This is a genomic window from Kitasatospora sp. NPDC059646, from assembly GCF_042734615.1.
Lineage (GTDB): Bacteria > Actinomycetota > Actinomycetes > Streptomycetales > Streptomycetaceae > Kitasatospora.
On record NZ_JBHWDS010000024.1, the window covers coordinates 36,422 to 60,206 of the forward strand.

At 74.7% G+C, this 23,785-nt stretch carries 21 protein-coding genes; 9 read left to right on the plus strand and 12 right to left on the minus strand.

Annotated elements, in window-relative coordinates:
• The first annotated feature begins 197 nt into the window (after nucleotides 1-197).
• Complete coding sequence (locus ACFV1L_RS18940) at nucleotides 198-632, plus strand: ATP-binding protein (protein ID WP_380367203.1); 435 nt, start codon at nucleotides 198-200, stop codon at nucleotides 630-632.
• Between the two features lie 154 nt (nucleotides 633-786).
• On the opposite strand, the gene ACFV1L_RS18945 is transcribed toward ACFV1L_RS18940, so the two are convergent.
• Both ACFV1L_RS18945 and ACFV1L_RS18950 read right to left on the minus strand, forming a co-directional pair.
• A complete protein-coding gene (locus ACFV1L_RS18945) occupies nucleotides 787-1,950 on the minus strand; it encodes an alpha-hydroxy-acid oxidizing protein (protein WP_380367205.1) in 1,164 nt (387 codons plus the stop codon).
• A 62-nt stretch (nucleotides 1,951-2,012) separates the two neighbouring features.
• On the minus strand, nucleotides 2,013-3,011 hold the full coding sequence (locus ACFV1L_RS18950) for a LacI family DNA-binding transcriptional regulator (protein WP_380367306.1): 999 nt from the start codon (nucleotides 3,009-3,011) through the stop codon (nucleotides 2,013-2,015).
• A gap of 103 nt (nucleotides 3,012-3,114) precedes the next feature.
• Between ACFV1L_RS18950 and ACFV1L_RS18955 the strand changes: the two genes are divergently transcribed.
• On the plus strand, nucleotides 3,115-4,038 hold the full coding sequence (locus ACFV1L_RS18955) for a helix-turn-helix domain-containing protein (RefSeq protein WP_380367207.1): 924 nt from the start codon (nucleotides 3,115-3,117) through the stop codon (nucleotides 4,036-4,038).
• Between the two features lie 76 nt (nucleotides 4,039-4,114).
• Here the strand turns inward: ACFV1L_RS18955 and ACFV1L_RS18960 are convergent, their stop codons facing one another.
• From ACFV1L_RS18960 to ACFV1L_RS18970, 3 genes are read right to left on the minus strand one after another with little or no spacing between them, the layout of a single operon-like run.
• Nucleotides 4,115-4,522 carry an HIT family protein gene (locus tag ACFV1L_RS18960; RefSeq protein ID WP_380367208.1) on the minus strand — a complete coding sequence of 136 codons (408 nt, stop codon included), beginning with the start codon at nucleotides 4,520-4,522 and terminating at the stop codon, nucleotides 4,115-4,117.
• A gap of 60 nt (nucleotides 4,523-4,582) precedes the next feature.
• Nucleotides 4,583-5,791, minus strand: a complete 1,209-nt coding sequence (locus tag ACFV1L_RS18965; protein WP_380367209.1) for a hypothetical protein — start codon at nucleotides 5,789-5,791, stop codon at nucleotides 4,583-4,585.
• A 32-nt stretch (nucleotides 5,792-5,823) separates the two neighbouring features.
• The gene (locus tag ACFV1L_RS18970) at nucleotides 5,824-6,351 is read right to left on the minus strand and encodes a SigE family RNA polymerase sigma factor (protein ID WP_380367211.1); all 528 of its coding nucleotides are present in this window, start codon (nucleotides 6,349-6,351) and stop codon (nucleotides 5,824-5,826) included.
• A gap of 122 nt (nucleotides 6,352-6,473) precedes the next feature.
• Between ACFV1L_RS18970 and ACFV1L_RS18975 the strand changes: the two genes are divergently transcribed.
• Nucleotides 6,474-8,531 carry an MDR family MFS transporter gene (locus ACFV1L_RS18975; protein ID WP_380367212.1) on the plus strand — a complete coding sequence of 686 codons (2,058 nt, stop codon included), beginning with the start codon at nucleotides 6,474-6,476 and terminating at the stop codon, nucleotides 8,529-8,531.
• Between the two features lie 122 nt (nucleotides 8,532-8,653).
• Entirely contained in the window at nucleotides 8,654-9,646 is a 993-nt protein-coding gene (locus tag ACFV1L_RS18980) for a YdcF family protein (protein ID WP_380367214.1), read from the plus strand.
• A gap of 244 nt (nucleotides 9,647-9,890) precedes the next feature.
• Here ACFV1L_RS18980 and ACFV1L_RS18985 read toward each other — a convergent pair whose 3' ends face one another.
• The gene (locus ACFV1L_RS18985; RefSeq protein WP_380367216.1) at nucleotides 9,891-10,823 is read right to left on the minus strand and encodes a 1-phosphofructokinase family hexose kinase; all 933 of its coding nucleotides are present in this window, start codon (nucleotides 10,821-10,823) and stop codon (nucleotides 9,891-9,893) included.
• A gap of 149 nt (nucleotides 10,824-10,972) precedes the next feature.
• Nucleotides 10,973-11,827: an Fpg/Nei family DNA glycosylase gene (locus ACFV1L_RS18990; RefSeq protein ID WP_380367218.1), complete on the minus strand. Its 855-nt coding sequence runs from the start codon at nucleotides 11,825-11,827 to the stop codon at nucleotides 10,973-10,975.
• Between the two features lie 191 nt (nucleotides 11,828-12,018).
• On the opposite strand from ACFV1L_RS18990, the gene ACFV1L_RS18995 reads away from it, so the two are divergent.
• On the plus strand, nucleotides 12,019-12,867 hold the full coding sequence (locus tag ACFV1L_RS18995; protein WP_380367219.1) for an EamA family transporter: 849 nt from the start codon (nucleotides 12,019-12,021) through the stop codon (nucleotides 12,865-12,867).
• Between the two features lie 113 nt (nucleotides 12,868-12,980).
• Here the strand turns inward: ACFV1L_RS18995 and ACFV1L_RS19000 are convergent, their stop codons facing one another.
• Nucleotides 12,981-14,396 (minus strand): PLP-dependent aminotransferase family protein, encoded by a 1,416-nt coding sequence (locus ACFV1L_RS19000; RefSeq protein ID WP_380367220.1) that lies wholly within the window; start codon nucleotides 14,394-14,396, stop codon nucleotides 12,981-12,983.
• A gap of 44 nt (nucleotides 14,397-14,440) precedes the next feature.
• Between ACFV1L_RS19000 and ACFV1L_RS19005 the strand changes: the two genes are divergently transcribed.
• Nucleotides 14,441-15,358 (plus strand): DMT family transporter, encoded by a 918-nt coding sequence (locus ACFV1L_RS19005; protein WP_380367221.1) that lies wholly within the window; start codon nucleotides 14,441-14,443, stop codon nucleotides 15,356-15,358.
• Between the two features lie 24 nt (nucleotides 15,359-15,382).
• On the opposite strand, the gene ACFV1L_RS19010 is transcribed toward ACFV1L_RS19005, so the two are convergent.
• A complete protein-coding gene (locus ACFV1L_RS19010) occupies nucleotides 15,383-15,709 on the minus strand; it encodes a rhodanese-like domain-containing protein (RefSeq protein WP_380367223.1) in 327 nt (108 codons plus the stop codon).
• Nucleotides 15,710-15,746: 37 nt separating this feature from the next.
• Between ACFV1L_RS19010 and ACFV1L_RS19015 the strand changes: the two genes are divergently transcribed.
• Nucleotides 15,747-16,388, plus strand: a complete 642-nt coding sequence (locus ACFV1L_RS19015; RefSeq protein ID WP_380367225.1) for a TetR/AcrR family transcriptional regulator — start codon at nucleotides 15,747-15,749, stop codon at nucleotides 16,386-16,388.
• Between the two features lie 177 nt (nucleotides 16,389-16,565).
• Here the strand turns inward: ACFV1L_RS19015 and ACFV1L_RS19020 are convergent, their stop codons facing one another.
• The 3 genes from ACFV1L_RS19020 to ACFV1L_RS19030 form a co-directional block, all read right to left on the minus strand.
• On the minus strand, nucleotides 16,566-17,090 hold the full coding sequence (locus ACFV1L_RS19020; protein WP_380367226.1) for a hypothetical protein: 525 nt from the start codon (nucleotides 17,088-17,090) through the stop codon (nucleotides 16,566-16,568).
• 190 nt (nucleotides 17,091-17,280) lie between these two features.
• On the minus strand, nucleotides 17,281-18,369 hold the full coding sequence (locus tag ACFV1L_RS19025; protein ID WP_380367228.1) for a sugar ABC transporter substrate-binding protein: 1,089 nt from the start codon (nucleotides 18,367-18,369) through the stop codon (nucleotides 17,281-17,283).
• Between the two features lie 161 nt (nucleotides 18,370-18,530).
• Nucleotides 18,531-19,487: an EamA family transporter gene (locus ACFV1L_RS19030; RefSeq protein ID WP_380367229.1), complete on the minus strand. Its 957-nt coding sequence runs from the start codon at nucleotides 19,485-19,487 to the stop codon at nucleotides 18,531-18,533.
• A gap of 233 nt (nucleotides 19,488-19,720) precedes the next feature.
• Between ACFV1L_RS19030 and ACFV1L_RS19035 the strand changes: the two genes are divergently transcribed.
• The gene (locus ACFV1L_RS19035) at nucleotides 19,721-21,181 is read left to right on the plus strand and encodes a lipase maturation factor family protein (protein ID WP_380367231.1); all 1,461 of its coding nucleotides are present in this window, start codon (nucleotides 19,721-19,723) and stop codon (nucleotides 21,179-21,181) included.
• Nucleotides 21,182-21,423: 242 nt separating this feature from the next.
• Entirely contained in the window at nucleotides 21,424-23,622 is a 2,199-nt protein-coding gene (locus ACFV1L_RS19040; protein WP_380367232.1) for a hypothetical protein, read from the plus strand.
• Nucleotides 23,623-23,785 lie beyond the last annotated feature (163 nt).

Sequence of the window (23,785 nt, forward strand, 5' to 3'; positions counted from 1 at the left end):
CCGCCGGCGGGCGGCGGTGGCGAGTTGTGGCCACTGTCCAGCATCCGCCGCCGCAGTTCGGGCGGTTCGGCCGTACCGTACTGGTTATCGGCGATCTGTCCGGTTCTCGCGGACGGGGCAGTGCCGCCGAGCCCCGACGCGGCCGGACGACGGCGCCCCCGCTCCCGCCCGGTCGCCCCGTCGTGAAGGGACCGACCATGGCTGTCGCGGACCCCACCCTGACCGTGCGGTACAGCCTGAGCCTGCCGACCGTGCCCGCCTCCGTGCCCCAGGCGCGCCGCAGTGTGCGCGCGGAGCTGGCCGCCCGCGGCCTGGCCGCGGACCATCCGCTGACCGACGCCGTGCTGCTGGTGGTCAGCGAACTCGTCACCAACACGGTCCGGCACGCCGCCCCGCGCTCGCCCCGCACCACCCTCCGACTCGACTTCGAGCCCGACGAGTTGACGATCCGGGTGCACGACCGCCACCCGCACTGCCCGAGCCGCCGGGAGACCCCGCACCAGGACGGCAGCGGCGGCTGGGGCCTGAGCCTGGTGCACGAGACGGCGCTGCTGGCCGGCGGCGGCACCGCGACCCTGGCCGACCCGGACGGCGGCGGCAAGACCATGGTGGTGCGGCTGCCGCTCGTCTGACACCGCGGCGGGGCAAGGACGTTGGCGCGGGGCCGGCGCCGTGTCCCGGCGGGCGCCGGTTGGGAAGACGATCGGAGGACGACCCCGCGGCTCCACTCTGCTGCATGCAGTCCGTTCTTGCAAGTAAGTTGCAATAAGGCCGTCCGACGGGACGTCAGCAGCGGCGCAGCGCCCCCGGCGCCCGCAACGACTCCAACGACGGGTAGCCGTCCACCGCCATCAGCAGATCCGCCTCCGCCAGCAGCGACCGCAGCACGTGCACCACCCCCGCCTCGCCGCCCAGCGCCAGCCCGTACACGTACGGCCGGCCCACGCCCACCGCCGTCGCACCCAGCGCCAGCGCCTTCACCGCGTCCGCGCCGCTGCGCACCCCCGAGTCGAACAGCACCGGCAGGCCGTCCGCCGCCGCGACCACCTCGGCCAGCGACTCCAGCGCCGGCAGCCCGCCGTTCGCCTGCCGGCCGCCGTGGTTCGAGCAGTAGACGCCGTCCACGCCCGCGTCCCTCGCCCGCCGGACGTCCTCCGGGTGGCACAGGCCCTTCAGGATCAGCGGCAGATCCGTCAGCGACCGCAGCCACGGCAGGTCGTCCCAGGTCAGCGGGTTGCCGAAGACCTGCACCCAGTCCATCACCGCGCCGCGCGGATCCCCGTCCGGATCCTTCAGGCGGGCCCGGAACACCGGGTCGGAGGTGTAGTTCGCCAGACAGTGGCCGCGCAGCTGCGGGAAGCTGCCGCTGCCCAGGTCGCGCGGCCGCCAGCCGGTCACCCAGGTGTCCAGCGTCACCACGACGCCCCTGAACCCCGCCGCCTCCGCCCGGTGCACCAGCGACTCCGCCAGCGCCCGGTCCGTCGGCGTGTACAGCTGGAAGAACCCGGGCGCGTCGCCCAGCTCCGCCGCCACCCGCTCCAACGGGTCCACCGACAGCGTCGACGCCACCATAGGCACCCCGGTGCGGGCCGCCGCCCGGGCCGCCGCCAGATCCCCGTGCCCGTCCGGCGCGCACAGCCCCAGCACCCCCACCGGAGCCAGGAACAGCGGCGACGACAGCTCCAGGCCGAACAGGTCCACCCGCAGGTCCCGCTCCTTCGCGCCCACCAGCATCCGCGGCACCAGCCCCCAGCGCTCGAACGCCGCGACGTTCGCCCGCTGCGTCCGCTCGTCGCCCGCACCGCCCGCCACGTACGACCACACGTCCGGGGCCAACGCCGCCCGCGCGCGCTCCGCCAGGCCCGCGAACGTCATCGGGAACCTCGGCGCGACGCCGAACAGCGCCTCGAAGTAGATCTCGTTCTGGTAGTCGCCGAACTGCGGGGCCATCCGCGCTCCTCCGGGTGGTGACCGATCGTGGCGGCCACCCTCCATCCGCCGCCGCCGGACGGTCAAGGGTGCGCGGCCGGGCGCCCGCCGCGCACCACCAGCCGGGTCGGGACGGTCTCCGTGCGCGGCGGCGAGGCATCCCCGTCCAGCCGGGCCAGCGCCAGCCGGGCCGCCGCCGCACCCAGCTCCGCCGGGGCCTGCGCCACCGCCGACAGCGGCGGGTCCAGCACCTCCGCCAGCGGCAGGTCGTCGAACGCCAGCAGCGCCACGTCGCGGCGGCCCGCCCGGCCCAGCGCCAGCACCGCGCCCGTCGCCGCGTTCACGTTCGACGCGAACAGCGCCGTCGGCGCGTCCGGCAGGGCCAGCAGCCGCAGCACCGCCCGCTCCGCGTCCGCCGCCGTCCGGGCATCCGCGACCAGCTCCCCGCCCGGGCCGATCCCCGCGCCGCGCAGCGCCTCCCGGTAGCCCGCCAGGCGCTCGCGGCGGGTGTACAGCTCCGCCGGCAGGTCGCCGAGGAACGCCACCCGGCGGTGGCCCCGCCCCAGCAGGTGCGCCACGCCCTCCCGGGCGCCCGCCCGGTTCGAGGACAGCACGCAGTCCGCGTCCGGCCCCGGACGGTCCACGAACACCAGCGGCACCCCCGCCGCACGGGCCTGCGCCGACGCCTCCCCGCCCGCCGCCGGCACCACCAGCAGCGCCGCCGTCCGACGGGCCAGGAAAGCGCCCACCACCTCCGCCTCGCGCGCCGGATCACCGCCCGAACACCCCAGCAGCACCGTCAGACCGCGCGCCCGCGCCGCCTCCTCCACCCCGCCCGCCAACGCCCCGAAGAACGGGTTCGCCAGATCCGGCACCACCAGCCCCACCGTCGCGTCCGGGCCGCCCGTCCGGATGCTGCGCGCCAACAGGTTCGGCCGGAAACCCACCCGCTCCACCACCGCCAGCACCCGCGCCCGGGTCGCCGCCGCCACCGGCCCCTCCCCGTTCAGCACCCGCGACACCGTCTTCGCGCTCACCCCCGCCTCGCGCGCCACGTCGTGCAACGTCAACCGCCGCTCCATGCCCGCCACCCCGTTCCGCCCGTCGTCCCCGACGACCGTACCGCCGCCCTCCCGGCAGAAGATCCACCGGAGGTAGCCTGGCTGCGAGTGGTGGGTGGTGACGATGCGAGGCAGCGACAACCCGGCCTCCGGGACGGCGATCCCCGAGGTCCCGTTCGCCGCGCCGCCCGGCGGACCCGCCGGCGTCGAAGTGATGACCCTCGCCGAACTGCGGGCCCGCCGCGCCACCGCCACCGGCCGCGACTTCCACCGGCCCCAACGGCCCGCCTTCCACCACCTGCTCACCCTCGACCGCGGCACCCTCCACCACACCGTCGACTTCACCGAACACGCCGTCCACCCCGGCAGCTGGCTCTGGGTCCGGCCCGGACAGGTCCAGCAGTGGGGCGAACTCGGCGACGCCGACGGCACCCTCGTCCTCTTCGAACCCGGCTTCCCCGACCCCGCGACCGTGGCCGCCGCCCGCCTCGACGACCCGTTCGCCGCCGCCGTCCTGCACACCACCGGCACCGACCGCGACGCGCTGCGCGCGGCGCTCCACCACCTCCACCGCGAGTTCGCCTCCGGCGCGGACCTGCCCGCCGAGATCCACCACGCGCTGCTCCGCCACCTCCTCGCCGCGCTGCTCCTCCGCCTCGCCAACCCCGCGACGCCCTGCGGCAGCGCGACCGCCGAACCCGGCGAGACCTACCGCCGCTTCCGGCACGCCGTCGAACACCACTTCACCCGCACCCGCCGCGTCGAGGACTACGCGAAAGCCCTCGGCTACTCGCCGCGCACCCTCTCCCGCGCGACGCTCGCCGCCGCGGGCATCGGCGCCAAGGAGTTCGTCGACCGCCGCGTCGTCCTCGAAGCCAAACGCCTCCTCGCCCACAGCGACACCCCCGCCGCCCGCATAGCCGACCGCCTCGGCTTCGCCGACGCCGCCAACTTCGCCAAGTTCTTCCACCAGCGCACCGGCACCACCCCCATCGCCTTCCGCACCACCGTCCGAGGCGCCGCCGACGACACCTGGGCCGGGATCTGACGGAAACGCCGCCCCCGGCGGGGCCGGGGGCCCGTGCTGGGGGAGCGGTGCGGTCGGGGTGCTCGGGCGAGTGGGGTCAGAGGGCGGCGCGGATGCGGGCTGCGGTCTCGGTCGCGTGCGCGTCGTCGCGGTAGCGGGTGCGGGGCCAGAAGAAGCCGCGGAGGCCGTCCTTGGGGTTGCGGGGGACGATGTGGGTGTGCAGGTGGGGGACGGACTGGCTGATCCGGTTGTTGGCGGCGACGAAGCTGCCGGCGGCGTCCATGCCGTGTTCGACGGCGGCGGTGAGGCGGCGGACGCGGGTGTAGTAGGGACCGGTCTCGTCCTCGGTGAGGTCGGTGAGGGTGGGGACGTGGCGGCGCGGGACGACCAGCAGGTGGCCGGGGAAGAGCGGTCGGTGGTCGAGGAAGGCGACGGCGTGCTCGTCGGCGAAGACGGATTCGACCGGGACGTCGCCGGCGACGACGCGGCAGAACAGGCAGTCCATCGCCTCATCATCGCGGGTCGGGGCGCGCCGGACGGGTCCGGCGCGCCCGGTGACGGCGGGTCAGGCGCGCGCCCAGGACGGTGCGGTGACGAGGGCGGTCAGCTGGTCGCGGTCGAGTGCGGCCGGGTCGGCGGTGATCCGGTGGCCGGCGCCGTCGGTCCACAGTTCGGCGGTGACGAGCGTGCCGTCGGCGAGCAGCGCGTGCGCGGTCCACTGGACGCCCTTGGTCCCGTCCGGGCCGGTGACGTCGAGCCGGGTGACGGCGAACAGGGCGCCGTCGGGGGTCTGCCGGGTGGGTTCGGCGGGCGTCAGGCTGCGGAAGGCGGTGGGCGGGGCGTCGCGGAAGCCGCGGTGCCAGCCGTGTTCGACGGAGACGACCAGTTGCCCGGTGCGCCCGCCGTGGGTGACGGCGCCGTGCACCCGCCCCGGGGTGTCCTGCACGCCGGGGCCGGGGTCGAACGCGACGCCCGCCGGGAGGGCGGCCCGCAGGGCGGTGAGGACGGCCGGCCCGGACACCGGCGCGGCGGGCGGAACGGTGGAGGCGGGCAGGGCGGCGAAGGCGGGCCGCCAGGCGTCGGAGGTGGCGATGGCCTGCAGTTGGGCCTCCGTCAGCGGGGGCTGCTCGCGGGCGGGACGGCTCGGGGTGGCGGAGGCGATCTCGTGGACGGTGACGGCCCGGCCGTCGGCGGCGGCGTAGGTCACCGTCCAGGCGCGGTCGTCGCCGTCCCAGCGCGGGGCCTTGGTGCTGGTGGTCAGGCGGGAGCCGTCGGGGCGGGTGGCGCGTCGGCAGGTGGTGGTGGGTTCGGCGAGGGCGTCCGGGCACTGCAGGGCGGGGGCGCCGTCGGAGAGCGGGGCGGCCAGCCGGTCGATGCTCAGCAGCACCCGGGCGGGGCCGTGGCCGTCGTCGTAGTCGAGCCAGGCCATCGGGGCCTGGCCGGGCAGCACCAGTTCGACGGGGGTGCCGGAGGCGTCGGTGGCCTGCCCGTCCGGGGGCAGCAGCGAGCGCAGGGTGGTGGACATGAACGCGCCGTCGACGGCGGGTGCGGCGGGCGTGGTGCGGACGCGGGCGGGGGTGTGCCCGGGCAGCAGGGCCAGCGCGCACCCGGCGGCGGCGACCAGGGCGAGGGCGGAGGCGCCGAGGGTGCGGCGGCGGCGTACCCGGGCGCGGCCGCGGCGTTCGGCGGCGAGGGCGAACAGTTCGGTCGGCGGGTCGGGGGCGAGGTCGGCGTGGTCCCGCAGGGCGCGGGTGAAGTCCTCTTCGGAGGTCATCGGCTGGCTCCTGGAGCGGTGGTGAGGGGACGTCAGGGGCGGGCGAGCTCGTCGAACTGCCCGCCGAGGCGGGTGCGCAGCCGGCTCAGGGCCCGGGAGGCGCGGGAGCGGACGGCGCTCGGGGTGAGGCGCAGCGCGGCGGCGGTCTCCTCCACGCCGAGGTCCTCCCAGTAGCGGAGGATGAGCACCGCCCGGTCCTGCTGGGGCAGTTCGGCGAGCGCCTGGAGCAGGGTGACGCGCAGGGCGGGGTCGGCGGGCGGTGCGGCGGTCTCGGCGAAGGTGTCGGTGACGTGTTCGCGGCTGCTGCGCCGGCGCCGGTGGCTGAGGAAGGTGTTGACCAGGACGGTGCGGGCGTATCCGGCCGGGTTCGCCATGCGGGAGATCCGCCGCCAGTTGCCGTAGAGCTTGCCGAGCGCCTCCTGGGCGAGGTCCTCGGCGAGGTGGGCGTCGCCGCCGGTCAGCAGGTACGCGGTGCGGACCAGGTGGCGGCTGCGGGCGGCCGCGAAGGCGCGGAACTCGGGGGGTCCGGCGTCGTTCCCGGTCGTCGTCGTGCTGTCCATGCCCCTCTAACGCGGTGGGCGTTCACTCTTGTCGCACCGTCAATCGCATCATCGGACGAGCATTCTTGTTCGATGCGGGGTGTCGAAACGGACAGTCCGGGGCGAAGTGTGACGATACGGTGGTGACCACCACCAGGGAGACCAGCCAGGCGGCCCCGCCCGTCCTCGACCGGCGGCAGCGCAACGTCGTGTTCGGCACCATCATGCTCGGCATGCTGCTGGCCGCCCTCGACCAGACCATCGTCGGCACCGCCCTGCCCACCATCGTCGCGGACCTCGGCGGCGCGGCGCACATGTCCTGGGTGGTGACGTCCTACCTGCTGGCGGAGACCGTCACCACGGCGCTGGTCGGCAAGATGGGCGACCTGTTCGGCCGCAAGGTGGTCTTCCAGGTCTCCGCGATCGTCTTCATCACCGGCTCGTTCCTGTGCGGCCTGGCCACCAACATGACCCTGCTGATCGCCTGGCGCGCCGTCCAGGGCGTCGGCGCGGGCGGCCTGATGGTCACCTCGATGGCACTGATCGCGGACGTCATCCCGCTGCGCGAACGCGGCAAGTACCAGGGCGCGATCGGCGCGGTGTTCGGCGTCGCCACCGTGGTCGGACCGCTGCTCGGCGGACTGTTCACCGACCACCTGACGTGGCGCTGGGCGTTCTACGTCAACGTGCCGATCGCCGTCGTGGTGGTGATCGCCGCCGCCCGCTCCATCCCGGTGGTCCGCTCCGCCGCCCGCCCGGTGGTCGACTACCTGGGCATCGCGCTGGTCGCGGTCGGCGCCAGCGCCCTGATCCTGGCCACGAGTTGGGGCGGCAACGAGTACGCCTGGGGCTCGCCCGTCATCATCGGACTGTTCGCCGGCGGCGTGGTCGCGCTCGGCCTGTTCTGCTGGGTGGAGACCCGCGCCGCCGAACCCACCCTGCCGATGCGGCTGTTCCGCAACCCCGTGTTCACGGTCTGCTCGGTGCTCAGCTTCATCGTCGGCTTCGCCATGCTCGGCGCGATGACCTTCCTGCCGACCTTCCTCCAGTACGTGGACGGCGACTCGGCCACCGTCTCCGGCGTTCGCACCCTGCCGATGGTGCTCGGCCTGCTGATCGCCTCCGTCTTCAGCGGCAACATGGTCTCCAAGACCGGCAAGTACCGGATCTTCCCGATCGTCGGCTCGCTGGTGATGGCGGCCGGCCTGTACCTGCTGTCGCTGCTGAACCCCGGCACCAGCGCCTGGCTGGCCAGCCTGTACATGTTCGTGCTCGGCACCGGCATCGGCCTGTGCATGCAGGTCCTCACCATCGCCGTGCAGAACACCGTCGACTACGCCGACCTCGGCACCTCCACCTCCGGCGTCACCTTCTTCCGCACCCTCGGCTCCTCCTTCGGCACCGCCGTGTTCGGCACCATCTACACCAACACGCTGCGCACCAACCTCTCCGACGGCATCGCCGAGGCCGTCCGCGCCAGCGGCGGCAACCCCGAACAGATCGGCCTCGCCGCGCAGAGCCCGCACGGCGTCCAGGGCCTGCCGCCGGCCGCCGCCGAACCCGTCATCCAGGCGTACGCCGACTCGCTGCACACCGTCTTCCTGTGGACGGTGCCGGTCGCGCTGCTCGGCTTCGTCATCTCGCTGTTCCTCAAGCAGGTCACCCTCCGCGACTCCGCCCGGGCCAGCTCCACCGACATGGGCGAGGGCTTCGCCCAGCCGTCCTCCGGCGACTCCTCCCGGCTGCTCGAACTGGCCGTCGCCAAACTCCTCGGCGGCGCGAGCCTGGACACCGCCCGCCGGATCGTCCACTCCTCCGGAACCCGCCTCGACATGGCCGGCGCCTGGGCCGTCATGCAGGTCGACCTGTTCACCCGCCTGGTCGGCCACGCCACCCTCAACCTGATCGCCGCCCGCCGCCGGATCCCCCCGGAGGTCCTCCAGCCGGTCTTCGACCGGATGGTCGACGAAGGCTTCCTGGAGGCCCACAACGGCTTCTACGCGCACACCGCGGCCGGCGCCGCCGAAGCCGCGACCATCAGCGACGCCTGGTCCCAGTGGCTGTGCCAACGCCTGGAGGAGGACCGCGGCCGGCCCCGCAGCGCCGAACTGCGGGCCGCCGCCGACGCGATCGCCAAACGCATGATCGCGGAGGACCTCGCCGAGGGCTTCCCGCAGCCCAAGGTCCTCGCCGGCCGGTGAGGCCCGCACGCACCTGACCGGCCGTCACATTACTCGGGGGTTCCACCGGCCGTCGGACCGGCGGCTCCGGCTTCACAGGGCGTCAGGCCGTCGGCGCCGCGCCGGTCCCTAGGCTTGAGCCCATGCTCCTGTATGCCCCCGCGATCCTGTTCCTGCTGCTGGCCGGATTCGGCGTGCTGCGCGACCGGCGCCGCTTCAGCAACGCCGTGTACCTCGGACTCGCCGTCACCTTCCTCTCGTTCGCCCTGCTGGTCACCCTCGGGCAGGCCGACTCCGTCCTCGCCGAAGTCGTCCTGATCGCGGTCGTCCTCGCCCCCGCCCTCGCCACCCTGGTCCTCGCCGCCCTGCTGATCGCCAACGGCTTCAAGATGCTCCGCAAGGAGGGCCGCCGACTCGCCAACCTGCTCTCGCTGCTCTGCGGCGTCGGCATCCTGGCCGTCGTCGCCCTGCTGATCGCCGCCACCCAGGCCGACTCGCCGGTCCTGGTGACCGTCGCCCGCACCGTCTTCCTGCTCGCCTGCTACCTGTCCTTCCTCTTCCTCTGCTTCATCGGCTACGCCTACCTGTACGGACGGCTGACCCCCCGTGAGGACGTCGACTACATCGTCGTCCTCGGCTCCGGCCTGCTCGGCGGCACCCGCGTCCCCCCGCTGCTCGCCAGCCGCCTCGACCGGGCCCGCGCCCTGTACGAACGCCAGGCCGCGACCGGCCGGCCGCCGATGCTCATCGCCTCCGGCGGCCAGGGCCCCGACGAACAGCTCCCCGAGTCCCACGCGATGGCCGCCCACCTCGTCGACCGCGGCTTCCCCGCCGACCGGATCATCCGCGAGGACCGCTCCCGCACCACCGAGGAGAACCTCCGGTTCAGCCGCGACCTGATGGCCGCCGCCACCCCCGACTACCGCTGCCTCGTCGTCACCAACAACTTCCACGCCTTCCGCACCGCCATCCTGGCCCGCCAGCAGTCCGTCAACGGCCAGGTCGCCGGCTCCCCGACCGCCGCCTACTTCTGGCCCAGCGCCACCATCCGCGAGTTCGTCGCCGTGATCTCCACCCACCGCTGGATCAACCTCGCGGTCTGCGCCTTCCTGGTCCTGGTCTCCGTCTCCGCGTAGCCGGGCCGTCCGTCGAGGGAACGGCGCAGGTCGTCGGGCACGGCGGCCCCGGGCGGCTGCGGGCCGTCCTCGATGACGTGCCGCTGACGGCGGCCGCCGGCGGCCGCCGGCTGTCCGGCCCCGTCGCCCCGGGTGGTGCCGGGTCCACCGACGATCGGTCAGCGGCCTTGCCCGGGCGTTGTTGTTGTCCGTCGGTCCCCGGTCGGCGTCCCCGGTGCGGGCGCGGTGCCGTGGGCCGGGGGAGTCACCAGGCGAAAGGGGAGACCGCGCCCATGCGGTCGGCGGTGAGGGTGTGGCGGAGGCGGCGGTAGGCGGCGTCGTCGAAGCGGCCGGCGCGGGGGTGGAGGACGGTGGCGGCGGAGAGGGCCACCGCGTCGGGGAGGATCGCGGGCCAGCCGGCGTTGCCGGAGAGGCCGGCGGCGAGGGCCGCGACGGTGGAGTCGCCCGCGCCGGTGGGGTTGCCGGTGACGGGGGCGGGAGGGGCGCAGCGCCACGCGCCGTGGGTGTCGACGGCGAGCAGGCCGTCGGGGCCGAGCGAGGCGAGGACGGCTTCGGCGCCGCGGCGCAGCAGGGTGCGGGCGGCGTCGTGCGGGTCGGGCAGGCCGGTGGCGGTGGTGAGTTCGGCGGCGTTCGGCTTGATGACGGTGGGGCGGGCGGGCAGGGCGGCGAGCAGTGCGGGGCCGTCCGCGTCGAGCACCACGGGGATGTCGAACGTGCGTCCCAGGGTGACCAGTTGGGCGTAGCCGTCGGCGGGCGCGCCGGGCGGGAGGCTGCCGGAGAGGACCAGGACGGTGGCCTGCGGGAGGTGGCGCCGGGTCTCGGCGACCAGGGCGTCCCACTCGGCGGGGCCGAGTTCGGGGCCGGCCTCGTTGAGCATGGTGGCGTCGGCGGGGTCGATCACGGCGACGGTGCGGCGGGTGTCCCCGGCGATCGGCACGGCGGCGTGGTCGAGCCCGGCGGCGGCGAGTTCGGCGCGCACCGCTTCGCCGGTGGGGCCGCCGAGCGGCAGGACGCAGCGGGCCGGGCGGCCCAGCGCGGTGAGCACCCGGGCCACGTTGACGCCCTTGCCGCCGGCCTGGGCGGCGACGCCGGTGACCCGGTTGCTGCTGTGCGGGCGGAAGGAGGGGACGGTGTAGGTGACGTCCAGCGCCGGATTGGGTGTGACGGTGAGAATCACGACGGACGCCCCCAGGGAACTCGACTGACTGTGCGAAGTTGCTTGATCATAGCGATATTCGCGCATATTCGAGCAAATCGACCCGGCGGACGGCTGCCCCGGCCGGCCACTCCACGCGGGCGGCCACCCCGCCCCCCGCCCGGCTCCCGCTACTTGAGCAGCCGGGACAGGCGCCGGTCGGCCAGCACCCGCCCGCCGGTCTGGCAGGTCGGACAGTACTGGAGCGAGGAGTCGGCGAAGTTGACCGACCGCACCGTGTCCCCGCAGACGGGGCAGCTCTCGCCGGCCCGGCCGTGCACCGCCAGGTTGGCCTTCTTCTCCGACTTCAGCCCCTCGGCCGGCGCCGCCCGCAACTGCTCCAGCGCGCCGCCCAGTTCGTGCCGGATCGCGGCGTGCAGCCGTTCCAGCCGCTCCGCGTCCAGGGAGGCGGCCAGCGCGTACGGGGAGAGCTTCGCGGTGTGCAGGATCTCGTCGGAGTACGCGTTGCCGATGCCGGCCAGCACGGTCTGGTCGGTGAGGAAGGTCTTCAGCCGCTGCTTGGCCCCGGCGGCGAGCGCGGCGAGCTGCTCCGGGGTGGCGGCCAGCGCGTCGACGCCGAGGCGGGCGATGCCGGGCACCTGCTGCGGGTCCGTCACCACGTACGCGGCGAGCCGCTTGGTGGTGCCCTGCTCGGTGAGGTCGAAGCCGCTGCCGTCGTCCAGGGCGAGCCGAAGGGCGAGCGGTCCGCGGCGGCCGGGCGGCTTGGCCGGGAAGGACGCCCGCCGGTGCACCCAGCCGGCCCGGGCCAGGTGCACCACCAGGTGCGGGCCGCCGTCGGTGGCCAGGTCGAGGAACTTCCCGTGCCGGGACACGCCGCTGACGGCCCGTCCGGTGAGCGCCTGCACCGGCGGGTCGAAGGTCTTCAGCGCCTGGATCGACAGCACGTCCACGCGGTCCAGGACGCGTCCGGCGCAGGCGGCGGTCATCCGCTCGGCGAGCGCCTGTACTTCGGGGAGTTCGGGCACCCGTCCAGTCTCGCCCCGCCCGGGCGGGGCGGGCCACCGGAGCGGCGGGCGGGGGCGGCTGTCGTGGTCGGGGCGGGGCACGCTAAGTTGTCTGTACAAGTTGAGGTCCGGTTGTCGGCCGGCCGGCGGTGGTGGCCGGCCGCCGGCGGCCGGTGGGTCTGCGGTCGGGGAGCCGCGGGAGGGAGATGCGGGTGAGCCAGGACGCCGTCCCGGTCGTGGTGTTGGCCGCCGCGCTGCTGCACGCGGTGTGGAACGCGCTGGTGCACGGGGTGCGCGACCGGCTGGCGGGCGTGGCGCTGATGAACGTGGTGTTCGTGGCCTTCGGCGCAGGGTTCGCGCTGTGCGTGCCGCTGCCCGGGGCCCGCGCCCTGCCGTACCTGCTGGCCTCGACCGCGCTGCAGGTCGGCTACCAGCTGCTGCTGGCCCGGGCCTACCGGCTGGGCGACTTCGGCCAGATGTACCCGATCGCCCGCGGCACCTCTCCGGCGGTGGTCGCGCTGCTCGCCGCGACCGTCCTGCACCACCCGGTGCCGGCCGGACAGGCCGTCGCCGTCGCGGTGATCTCGCTCGGTCTGGCCGGGCTGGCCCTGGCCGGCGGGTGGCCGCGCCGCGAGCAGCTCCCGGCGCTGGCCGCCGCGCTCGGCACCGGCGTCCTGATCGCCGGCTACACCGTGGTGGACGGGAACGGGGTGCGGGTCGCGGACTCCACCGGCGGCTACATCGCCTGGATGTTCCTCCTCCAGGGCCTGGCCGTCCTGGCCGCCGTGCTCGCCGTCCGCGGCCGCACCCTGCTGCCCGCGATGCGCCGGGGCCGCACCGCCTCGCTGGCCGGCGGCCTGATGTCGCTCACCGCGTACGGCCTGGTGGTGTGGGCCCAGACGGTCGGCGACCTGCCCACCATCGCCGCCCTCCGCGAGACCTCCATCGTCATCGCCGCCCTGATCGGCACCCTCGTCCTCCGCGAACGCCTCGGCCCGCTGCGCCTGGCCGCCAGCGCCACCGTCCTCACCGGCATAGCGCTGCTGGAACTCGCCCGCTGACGACGGGTCGGGCCGGTGGGCTTCCCGCACCGTCGGGGAGCGCCGACGGCCGACCGTGCCGGGCGGGGTGGCCGCCGTGCGCCGGACCGTCGCCCGTCGGACGGGACGGGGTCTCAGCCGAGTGACGCCAGGGCGGCGGCCAGGCGGTGGGCGGCGTCGGTGAGTTGGGCGTGGTTCTCGGCGGCGGCGAAGCTCACGCGGGTGCGCGGGGCCGGTTCGGCGGTGAAGTAGCCGCGCGCGGGGGAGACCGCGACGCCGTGGCGCAGGGCGGCGGCGGTGAACGCGGCCGGATCGACCGCGGCCGGCAGCGGCAGCCACAGGTGGAAGCCGCCGGACGGGATCCGCTCGGGCAGCAGTTCCGGGGCGCGGCGGGCCAGGGCGGCGGTGGTCAGGTTCCGTCGGGCCGTCAGCTCCCGTGCCAGGGAGCGCAGGTGGCGCGGCCAGTCGGGCGAGGTGACGAGCTCCAGGGCGGCCTCCTGGAGCGGGCGCGGGACGAAGAAGGAGTCCACCGCCTGGACGGCGCGCAGCCGGGCCAGCGCGGGGCCGCGGGCGACCAGCGCGCCGACCCGCAGGCTGGGGGCGGCCGCCTTGGTGAGCGAGCGCAGGTGGACCACCGTGCCGTCCGGGTCGTCGGCGGCCAGCGGCGGCGGCAGTTCGGGGGCGTCGGTGTGGGCCAGCAGCCGGGCGAAGTCGTCCTCCACCACGAACGCCCCGGCCCGCTTCGCGGCGGCCAGCACGGCCCGCCGCCGCCCGGCGCCGAGCACCGCGCCGGTCGGGTTCTGGAACAGCGGCTGGCAGACGAACAGCCGCGCGCCGGAGACCGCGAACGCCTCCGCGAGCCGCTCCGGCCGCACCCCGTCCTCGTCCACCGGGACGGGCACCGGACGCAGCCCCGCGGCCCGGGCGATCGCCAACAGACCCGGATAGGTGGGGGATTCGACCAGCACCGCCGCGCCGGGCGGGGCCAGCGAGCGCAGCGCCGTGGTCAGCGCGCTCTGGCCGCCCGCCGTGATCAGCACCTCCGCCGCGGTGACTCCGCCGCCGACCTCGCGGGCGAACCAGCCGCGCAGCTCCGGCAGGCCCTCCAGCGGCGGCCGGCCCCACGCGCCGGGCCGGCGGGCCGCCCGGGAGAGCGCGCCGGCGAGCGCCCGCTCCGGGAGCAGCGACGGATGCGGGTAGCCGCTGTTCAGGTCGACCACCTCCGGCGGGGCCAGGGCGAGCGCCGCCAGCACACCGGAGGCGTCCACCGTCCGGGCCGGCGGCGCGCCGGCCTCGGCGCTGAGCGCGACCTCCTGCCAGGAGAAGTCGCCCTGCGCGGCGGACGCGGGCCGGGGCTCGGCCCGGAACACCCCCGCGCCCGGACGCGTCACCACCACGCCCTCCGCGACCAGTTCGCGGATCGCCCGGGACACCGACACCGGGCTGACCCGGTAGCGCTCCACCAGCTCCCTGCTACTGGGGATCCGCTCGCCCGGTGAGTAGCGCATCACGGTGCTGCGCAGCGCGTCGGTCAGCTCCTGCACGGTCATTGACGGGCCTTCCGATCAGCGCAGCCTGACTGCTACCGTCATTCATGTCTGCACAGAATAGCGCTATCGCACCGTCGCCAGTAGCGGTCGGCGGCACCGTCCAGGCCGCCCTGGGAACGCTCTGCTTCTCCTTCACCTTCCCCGCGACCACCTGGGCGCTGGAGGGCTTCGGTCCGTGGACGCTCACCGGCCTGCGCGGAGTGCTGGCCGGGCTGCTCGCCGCGGCCTGCCTGGTCGCGTCCGGGGCGAAGGTGCCGCTGCGGGCCGCGTGGCCGGGCCTGGCCGCCGTCGTCGCCGGGTGCGTGATCGGCTTCCCGGTGCTCTCCACGTTCGCGCTGCGGATCTCCTCCACCGCGCACTCCGCGGTGGTGATCGGCCTGCTGCCGCTCGCGACCGCGGCCGTCGCCGCACTGCGGGCCGGCTCCCGCCCGCCCCGCGCGTTCTGGCTCGCCGCGCTGGCGGGGGCGGCCGCGGTGCTGGCGTTCACCGTCCGGCAGAGCCACGGCGCGGGCCTGGGCACCGCCGACCTGTACCTGCTCGGCGCCCTGCTGATCTGCGCGGTCGGCTACGCGGAGGGCGGCCGGCTGTCCCGCACCATGCCAGGCTGGCAGGTGATCGCCTGGAGCCTGGCCGCCGCGCTCCCCGTCACGGCCGCCACCGGTGCCCTCGCCCTCGCCGCCGAGCCCGTTCACTGGAGCCTGCACGGCGTCACCGGCCTCGCCTACCTGGGCGCGGTCTCCCAGTTCGGCGGCTTCGTGGTGTGGTACCGGGGGATGGCGGCGATCGGCGTCCCCCGCGCCAGCCAACTCCAACTCGTCCAGCCGCTGCTGACCCTCTGCTGGGCGGTCCTGCTCCTCGGCGAACGGCTGCCCGGCGCCGCCGTCCCCACCGCCCTCGCCGTCGTCGCCTGCATCGCCGTCACCCAGCGCGCGGGCAATGCCGCACGGCCCGCCGGGAGTTGAGCGGAACCCGGCGGACCGCCGGGGTCACGCGGACTCGGTGGGGAGGCCCGCCTCGACCCAGTCCTGGATGCCCTCGCGGTACTTGCGGACGTCGGTGTAGCCGAGGGCGGTGAGGCGGTCCGCGACCTGCCCGCTGTTGGCGCAGGCGGGGTTGGAGCAGTAGGTCACGATCGCGGCGGAGCGGTCGGGGAGCAGGGCGGCGGCCCGGCTGTCGACCTCGGACGGGTGGAGCGCGAGGGCGCCGGGGAGGTGCTGTCGGGCGTAGTACTCGCCGGCCAGGGTGTCGACGACGGTCACGGTGCCGGCGTCGATCGCGGCGGCCAGGTCGTCACGGGTGATGAGAGCGGTCATGTCACCATCTCCAAGGGATTCGGACTACAGTCCTCTTATGGCTCAGAACGTTAACGGACCGCAGTCCGGTTCGGCAAGGGCGGAGGCGGCGCCGCCGCTGGAACTCCTCCGCACCCCGCCGCCGAAGGAACGCGCCGACGCCGCCCGAAACCGCGCGGCAGTGCTGGCGGCAGCCGGCCGGCTGTTCGCCGAGCACGGGGTGGACGCGGTGTCGATGGACCAGGTGGCGACGGCCGCGGGCGTCGGCAAGGGCACCCTGTTCCGGCGCTTCGGCGACAAGTCGGGGCTGGCGGTGGCGCTGCTGGACGCCCGGGAGCGGGAACTCCAGGAGGGGATCCTGCGCGGGCCGGCACCGCTCGGCCCCGGCGCGCCGGCGGAGGAGCGGGCGGCCGCGTTCGTGGCGGCGTACCTGGACTACCTGCTGCCGCACCTGGCACTGGTGCGGATGTCGGAGACGGCCGCGCCGGGCGCGCGGTACCGGATCGGCGCGTACCGGTTCTGGCACCGCCACCTGACGGTGCTGCTGGCGGGGACGCCCGACCCCGAGCACACCGCGCACGCCCTGCTCGCGCCGCTGGCCGCCGAGCACGTCACCGCCCTGCTGCCCGAACTCGGCGAGCGGCGGCTGCGCGAGGGCGCCGAGCGCTCGGTCCGGGCCGCGTTCACCGCGGCGGACTGACGGGGCGTCGGGAGGGCGGGGCTCCGGGAGGGCGGGGCCCCGGAAGGACGGCCGGTTAGAGGACGTCGCCCGGCCGGTCGGGCCGTCGCGGGGGGGGCGGGGCGGACGGCGGCGGTGCCAGGGCCCGCCTTCACCCCCGCCGCGGGTTCGAAGGCAGGCCCCGAGGAAGCGGAAGCGTCAGCCGGAGAGGCAGCAGTACAGGTGCTGGTCGGCCTTCTTGGCGCGGCGGGCGAGGACGCCCAGGCGGTGGATGAGCTGGACGAGTTCGGCGGTGGCGAGGGGCCGGAGCTCCTCGGCGCGGGCCCAGCGGGCGGCGAGTTCGGGCAGGCGCTTGCGGTCGATGAGGGCGAGGGTGTCACGGGTCTCGTCGGCGAGTTCGACCACCCAGGGCCCGGTCATCCACGGGTCCTCCTGGTCGATCTCGGTGGGCGCGGTGCCGTCCTCGTCCGGTGCCCAGGGCTGCGGTCCGGTCGGCCACACCGAGCGGTCGGGTGCGCCGCCGGCCTCGAACTCCTTGGTCTCCACGGCGGCGACCAGGCGGCGCAGCACGGTGGTCGGATCGATCCGCTTGGCCCGCACCGACTCGAAGGCCTCGGCGGGCTTCCCGTCCTTGGCGGCCATCACCTTCTGCACGGCCGTCGCGTCGGCGGCCCGGAAGTAGTCGGTCTGCAGGTCAAGGTCCAGGGTCAGGTTCTGGGTCATGTCGCACGCTCCCCTCGCTCGGCAAGGTGCCCAGTGGACCACGCGGAGCGGACGCTTGGGTACCGGGCCACCGGTTCGCCGCCGTCCTGTGATCTCCCGGCCACCCTGCGCAGCCGCCCCCGTCGCGGAGCCGGGGGAACGGACCGCGCGCGACGCCCCCGCACAAGGCGCGGCGCGCGGCCCGCCCCGGTCAGTAGGAGCCGGGGATGTTCGCGGCCCGGCAGGCCGCCGCGTACTGCGGGCTGCAGATCTCCTCGGCCTTGTACAGGCCGGCCGCGACGATGGTCTCGGCGACCTTCGCCTTGGTGACGACGACCGGGCTGAGCAGCATCGAGGGGATCTGGTTGTCGCCCGAATTGGTCATCGTGGAGGCCACCGAGGTGACGTCGATGCCCTTGACCAGGTAGACCGCCATGTTGGCGGCGGCCTCCGCCTCCGGCTGGTACGGCTTGTAGATGGTGTACGCCTGTTCGCCGGTGAGGACCCGTCGGACAGCGTCCAGCGAGGCGTCCTGCCCGCCGACCGGCACGTCGGTGCGGCCGGCCTTGTGCAGGGCGTCGATGATCGCGCCGGCCATGCCGTCGTTGGCGGAGTAGACGGCCTGGAAGCCGTTCTTGCCCAGCTTGGCGATCGCCTCGTTGACCTTGGCGGCGGCCACCTCGGGCTTCCACTCGCCGGACTGCTCGTAGGCGATCCGCTTGACCTTGCCGTCCAGCGCCCGGTGCGCGCCGGTCTTGAAGTCGGCCGCGTTCGGGTCCGTGTCGGCCCCGTTGATCATCACGATCTCGGCGCTCGACGCCTTGGGCCCGAGCGCCTCCAGCAGGCCCTGGCCCTGGAGTTCACCGGTGCGCTGGTTGTCGAAGGAGATGTACGCGGCGACCTTGCCGGCGGCCAGCCGGTCGTACGCGATGACCTTGGTGCCCTTCTTGGCGGCCTCGTCCACCCACGGCGCGGTGACGGCGGCGTTCACCGGGTCGAGCAGGATCACCTTGACCTTGCGGGCGAGCAGCGCGTCGAACTGCTTCTTCTGGGTCGTCTCGTCGCCGTCGGCGTTCGCGTAGTCGATGCTGCACTTGGTGCACTGGCCGGTGACGGCGGCCTCGATCAGCGGCTTGTCGAACGCCTCGTACCGGGTGGACGAGGCGCGTTCGGGCAGCAGCAGGCCGATCGCCTGGTTGCCCGAGGCCGACGCGGAGTTGTCGTTCCCGCAGGCGGCGAGCGACATCGTCATCGACACGGCGGCTGTGCCGATGACGAGTCGACGCGTCATCGAATTCATGGTGGGTGGTGCCTCCCTGACAGCGCCGCGTCCCTGCGGCGAGGTGAAGGGGAGTCAAGCCCACCCATCATGTGTCGTCAAGAAGTAAATCATTGGTCGGGGGGGCGGAACCAAGTCGTTACCTTCTTGAAGGCAAGTCGGAAGGTCGACGCGGTGTGCGTTCAGCGCTCGTTGCGGGCCACCAGGAACACACCGCCGACCACGATCGCGCCGCCGAGCAGGATCGGCCAGGTCAGCGACTCGGAGAGGACCAGCCACCCGAGGAACACCGCCACCACCGGGTTCACGTAGGCGTAGGTGGCGACCAGCGGCAGCGGCGCGCGCTGCAACAGCCAGGCATAAGACGTGAAGGCGACGATGGAGCCGAACAGCACCAGGTACGCCAGCCCCAGCCAGGACGCGGTGGACACCTCCGCCGGGTGGAAGCCGCCCGGCTCGCCCCGCAGGAACGACAGCGCGAGCGCACCCACGCCGCCCGCGAGCATCTCGTACACGCTCGCCACGAACGGGTCGGCCGGCATCGGCAGCCGACCCGCCAGCACCGAGCCGAGCGCCCACACCACCGCGGCCGCCACCACCAGCAGCATCCCGGACAGCTCCACCTCGCCGGTCAGGCCCGGCGCGGTCAGCACCGCCAGGCCGACCAGGCCGACCAGCACGCCCGCCAGGGTGGCCGGCCCGGTCCGGGTGCCGAACGCCCGCCGCAGCAGCACCACCCACAGCGGCACGCTCGCCACCATCAGCGCCGCCAGCCCCGACGGGACGGTGCGCTCGGCCAGCACCACCATGCCGTTGCCGCCGACCAGCAGCAGCACGCCCACCAGTGCGGCGGAAGCGAACTGACTCCACGTCACCCGCAGCGCCCGTATTCCGCGGCGGGCCGCCAGCCCCACCGCCAGCAGCGCCGCGGCCGCGACGAACCGCAGTGCCCCCGACAGCAGCGGCGGCATGGTCTCCACCACCACCCGGATCGCCAGATAGGTCGACCCCCACACCACGTACACGATGCCGAGCGCCGCCCAGACCGCCGCGCCCAGCCCGGCCGGGCGGACGCCGGGAGAGCCGTCCGCCGGTGAACAGTCGGGGTCGGCGGCGGACGGCGAAGAGGTTGCGGACATGTGCGTCTCCTTCACTTGCTCCTGACGATGGTTCGGCGGAATGACACCACACTCCGTCCGCGACCGGCAGGGAGTTCCGGCAGCCGATACGCGCGAACCCCGCCCCGCGCACGCCGGACAGGGCCGACCGGATGAACCGGCGCACCACCGCACCCCCAACCGGCCCCACGGCCCCGGCCGCGAATGGTAGGCATGGGGGCGGCCCGAGCGCAGCCGACCCGAGGAGCGGCCGGATGGCATGGTTCGCCGCCCCCGAGTACCGGCTCGCCCGCGAGCTGTTCCTGCGCCTGCTCGCCCTCGTCTACCTGTGCGGGTTCCTCGCCGCCGCCCGCCAGTTCCGCGCCCTGCTGGGCAGCCGCGGCCTGCTCCCGATCCCGCGGTTCGTCGCCCGCGTCCCGGCCCGCCGCGCCCCCAGCCTGTTCCACTGGCACTACAGCGACCGCCTCTACGCCACCGTCGCCCGGACCGGCGCCGCACTCGCCGCCGCACTCCTCGCCGGACTCGCGAACCACGTCCCGCTCGGCGCCGCCATGGCCCTGTGGGCCCTCCTGTGGGCGCTCTACCTCTCGATCGTCAACGTCGGACAGACCTGGTACGCCTTCGGGTGGGAATCGCTGCTCCTCGAAGCCGGCGCCCTCGCCGTCCTCCTCGGCAACGCCGGCACCGCACCGCCCGTCCTCGGCACGTGGCTGCTGCGCTGGCTGCTGTTCCGGGTCGAATTCGGCGCCGGACTGATCAAGTGGCGCGGCGACGCCTGCTGGCGCAAGCTCACCTGCCTCTACCACCACCACGAGACCCAGCCCATGCCCGGCCCGCTCAGCTGGTTCTTCCACCACCTGCCCCGGCCCCTGCACAAGGCCGAGGCCGCCGCCAACCACGTCGTCCAACTCGTCGTCCCCTTCGGCCTGTTCCTGCCGCAGCCGATCGCCTCCGACGCCGCCCTGCTGATGATCGCCACCCAGCTGTGGCTGATCGCCTCCGGCAACTTCGCCTGGCTGAACTGGCTCACCGTCGCCCTCGCCCTCGGCGTCCTCGACACCGGCACTCTGCGCCGCGTCCTGCCGATCGCCCCCGACCCGCACTACCCCGCCCAACCCGCCTGGTACCAGGTACTGGTGGCGCTCTACACGCTGCTCGTCCTGACCCGCTCCTGGCGGCCCGCGCGCAACCTGCTCTCCCCCCGACAGCAGATGAACCGCTCCTACGACCCGCTCCACCTCGTCAACACCTACGGCGCCTTCGGCTCCGTCAACCGGGTGCGCCACGAAATCGTCCTCGAAGGCACCCGCGACCCCGACGGCGTCCACGGCTGGCAGGAGTACCAGTTCCACGGCAAACCCGGCGAAGTGCGGCGGCTGCCACGCCAGTTCGCCCCCTACCACCTGCGCCTCGACTGGCTGATGTGGTTCGCCGCGATCTCCCCCTCCTACGCCCGCCCCTGGTTCCTGCCGCTGCTCGCCCGACTCCTCGTCAACGACCCCGACACGCTCCGCCTGCTGCGCCGCAACCCGTTCCCGGACACCCCGCCCGCCCTGATCCGGGCCCGCCTCTACCGCTACCGGTTCACCACCGGCCCCGAGCTCCGCGACACCGGCGCCTGGTGGCACCGCACCCCGCTCCGCGACTTCCACCACCCCGTCGGCCTCGACGAGCTGCGCCGACTCCTCCCCGACCCCGCCGGAACCCGCCGATGAACCGCCCCAACTCCCGCCACCCGCCCGGGAAAGGCGTACTGTCGGTGCCGCTCCCTACCGTACGGACCACGCGGACGGGCCCGGCCCGACGCCACCGGTCCAGCGCGGCCCGGCAATTCACGGGGTCAGGTGCGTGCAAGCGTCGAACGCGCACCCGTATTCTGGCCTCCCGCGACGCCACCGCCGCCGCAACCACCCCACCCGCCCCCCTGCCCGCCACCACGCCACGAACCGGACTTCACATGACAGTGCGCACCCTGAACGACGCCGACGACGCCGCGTCCGAGACCGCGTCCGCGACGGACGGCGAGACCCGCCAGAGCACCCGTGAGGAGCTCGGCCGGTTCGCCGACCAGGGCGGCTTCACGCTCAACCACGAGAACAACCCCTGGCTGGAAGCCGCCGACACCCTCACCGGACCCGAGGACGCCCGCGCCGCGTCCACCGTCCTCGCCGAACTCCGCAGCCGCGACACCCGCGCCGTCGGCAAGGCCGCCAACGCCATCGCCGACAAGGCCGGCCTGCGCATCCCCGACACCCTCGGCGGCCTCACCACCCTGCTCGACCTGCTGCAGCGCGTCCACGCCACCTCCGCAACCCTGCGCGCCGAGGCCTACGACCACGACCTGCACCAGCTCGCCGCCGCCACCGGCACCAGCGCCTACCGCAAGGAACACGGCGCCAAGCTCGGCTGGAACCGCCGCCGCGTCCTGCGCAGCCAGGCCCGCGCCCTCGCCTCCGCCGGCACCCGCGCCCCCGGCCGCGCCGAACTCCACGCCGCGCTCGTCGCAGCCGCCGCCGCCCACCGCGACTGGACCGCCCTGGCAGCCGACGTCGCCGGCACCACCCGGCCGTCCGTGCCCGTCGACGGGGCGCTGCTCACCGAGACCGCGAACGTCGTCGAATCGCTGGCCGACGCCGTCCGCTCGCTCGCCCGCCTGCTCCCCGAGCGCGCCCTCGACTCCCTGCCGCTCGGCGAACTCGCCGACCTGGTCGACCGGTTGGCCGCCGACGAAGGCACCCTGTACCGGCTCTCCGCACTCCGCCAGCTGCGCCTCGAACTCGCCGAGCAGGGGCTCACGGAGCTGCTGGAGGAGTTGACGGAGCGCCAAGCCGACAAGGACGCTGCGCTGGCCGCCTACGACCGTCACCAGGCCGCCCGCGCAGCCCTGGCCGCCGGCCCGCGCCAGGCCACGGACGAGCCGGCCGCGGAGGTCGAGGCCGAGCCGGTCGTCGAGGCCGAGGCCGAGGCGGAGCTTGGGTCCGAGGCTGAGCCGGTGACCGAGGTCGAGGCCGAGCCGGCGGTCGAGCCGGTCGCCGAGGCTGCGGCCGAGGTTGAGGCGGTCGCGGAGGAGACTGCCGTCGAGGTCGAGGCGGAGGCTGCCGCCGAGGTGGAGCCGGTTGCCGAAGCGGAGGTTGAGCCCGAGGTCGAGCCGATTGCTGAGGTGGCGGCCGAGGTCGAGGCCGAGCCGGTGGCGGACGAGCCGGTGGCGGAGGCTGCCGCCGAGGTGGAGCCGGTTGCCGAAGCGGAGGTTGGGCCCGAGGTCGAGCCGATTGCTGAGGTGGCGGCCGAGGTCGAGGCCGAGCCGGGGGCGGACGAGCCGGTGGCGGAGGTTGCCGCCGAGGTGGAGGACGAGCCCGAGGCTGAGCCGGTGGCGGAGCTGGAGCCTGAGGCTGAGCCGGTTGCCGAGGTCGAGGCGGAGGTGGAGCCCGCGGCCGAGCCGGTCGCTGAGGTGGAGCCCGAGGTTGAGGCTGAGCCGGTTGCCGAGGCCGTTGCCGCGGTGGAGACCGAGGTCGAGCCCGTGGCCGAGGTCGTGGAGCCCGTGGCCGAGTCGGTCGCTGAGGCTCCCGTTGTCGAGGCGGAGCAGGAGATCGCCGCAGAGCCTGAGCCGGAGCCGGTGGTGGAGGTCGTCGCCGAGGTCGGGGCCGGGGCCGAGGCCGAGCCCGTGGCTGAGGTCGTGGAGGCGGATCCGGAGCCCGAGGTCGTCGCTGAACCGGCTGCCGAGGTTGAGGCCGAGCCGGAGATCGCCGCTGAGCCGGAGCCGGTTGCTGAGCCCGTGGCCGAGCCGGTCGCTGAGGCTTCCGTTGTCGAGGCGGAGCAGGAGATCGCCGCAGAGCCTGAGCCGGAGCCGGTCGTGGAGGCCGTCGCCGAGCCCGTGGCCGAGGTTGCGGCTGAGGTCGAGCCCGAGGTCGAGCCGGCGGGCGACGGGGGCGTTGAGGGTGGGGCCGGGCCGGTCAAGCCGGAGTTGACGCCGGGGAAGCCGATCACCGGGTACTCCGCGGAGGAGCTGGTCGCGTTGGTGGCGTGGTTCGACGCGGATGGGACGGTGCGCAGTGACGACGAGTTGTTGCGGGCGGCGATGAAGGAGCTCGGGTTCGCCCGGCTCGGGCCGCGGATCAAGGAGGCGCTGGGGGCGGCGGTGGCGACCGTCCGGAGCTGACGCAGCGCCAGTAGCCGGGCCCGTGCCCGTCGTTGTGCGATGTCGCGCAGCGGCGGGCACGGTCGTTCCGGAGGCGTGGAAGTCGTGGCAGGACCCTGGCGACGGCGGTGGCGGTGCCTCTATACCTACAGGGACCGCCTGTTGCGGAGCCTTCTCCCGCCGA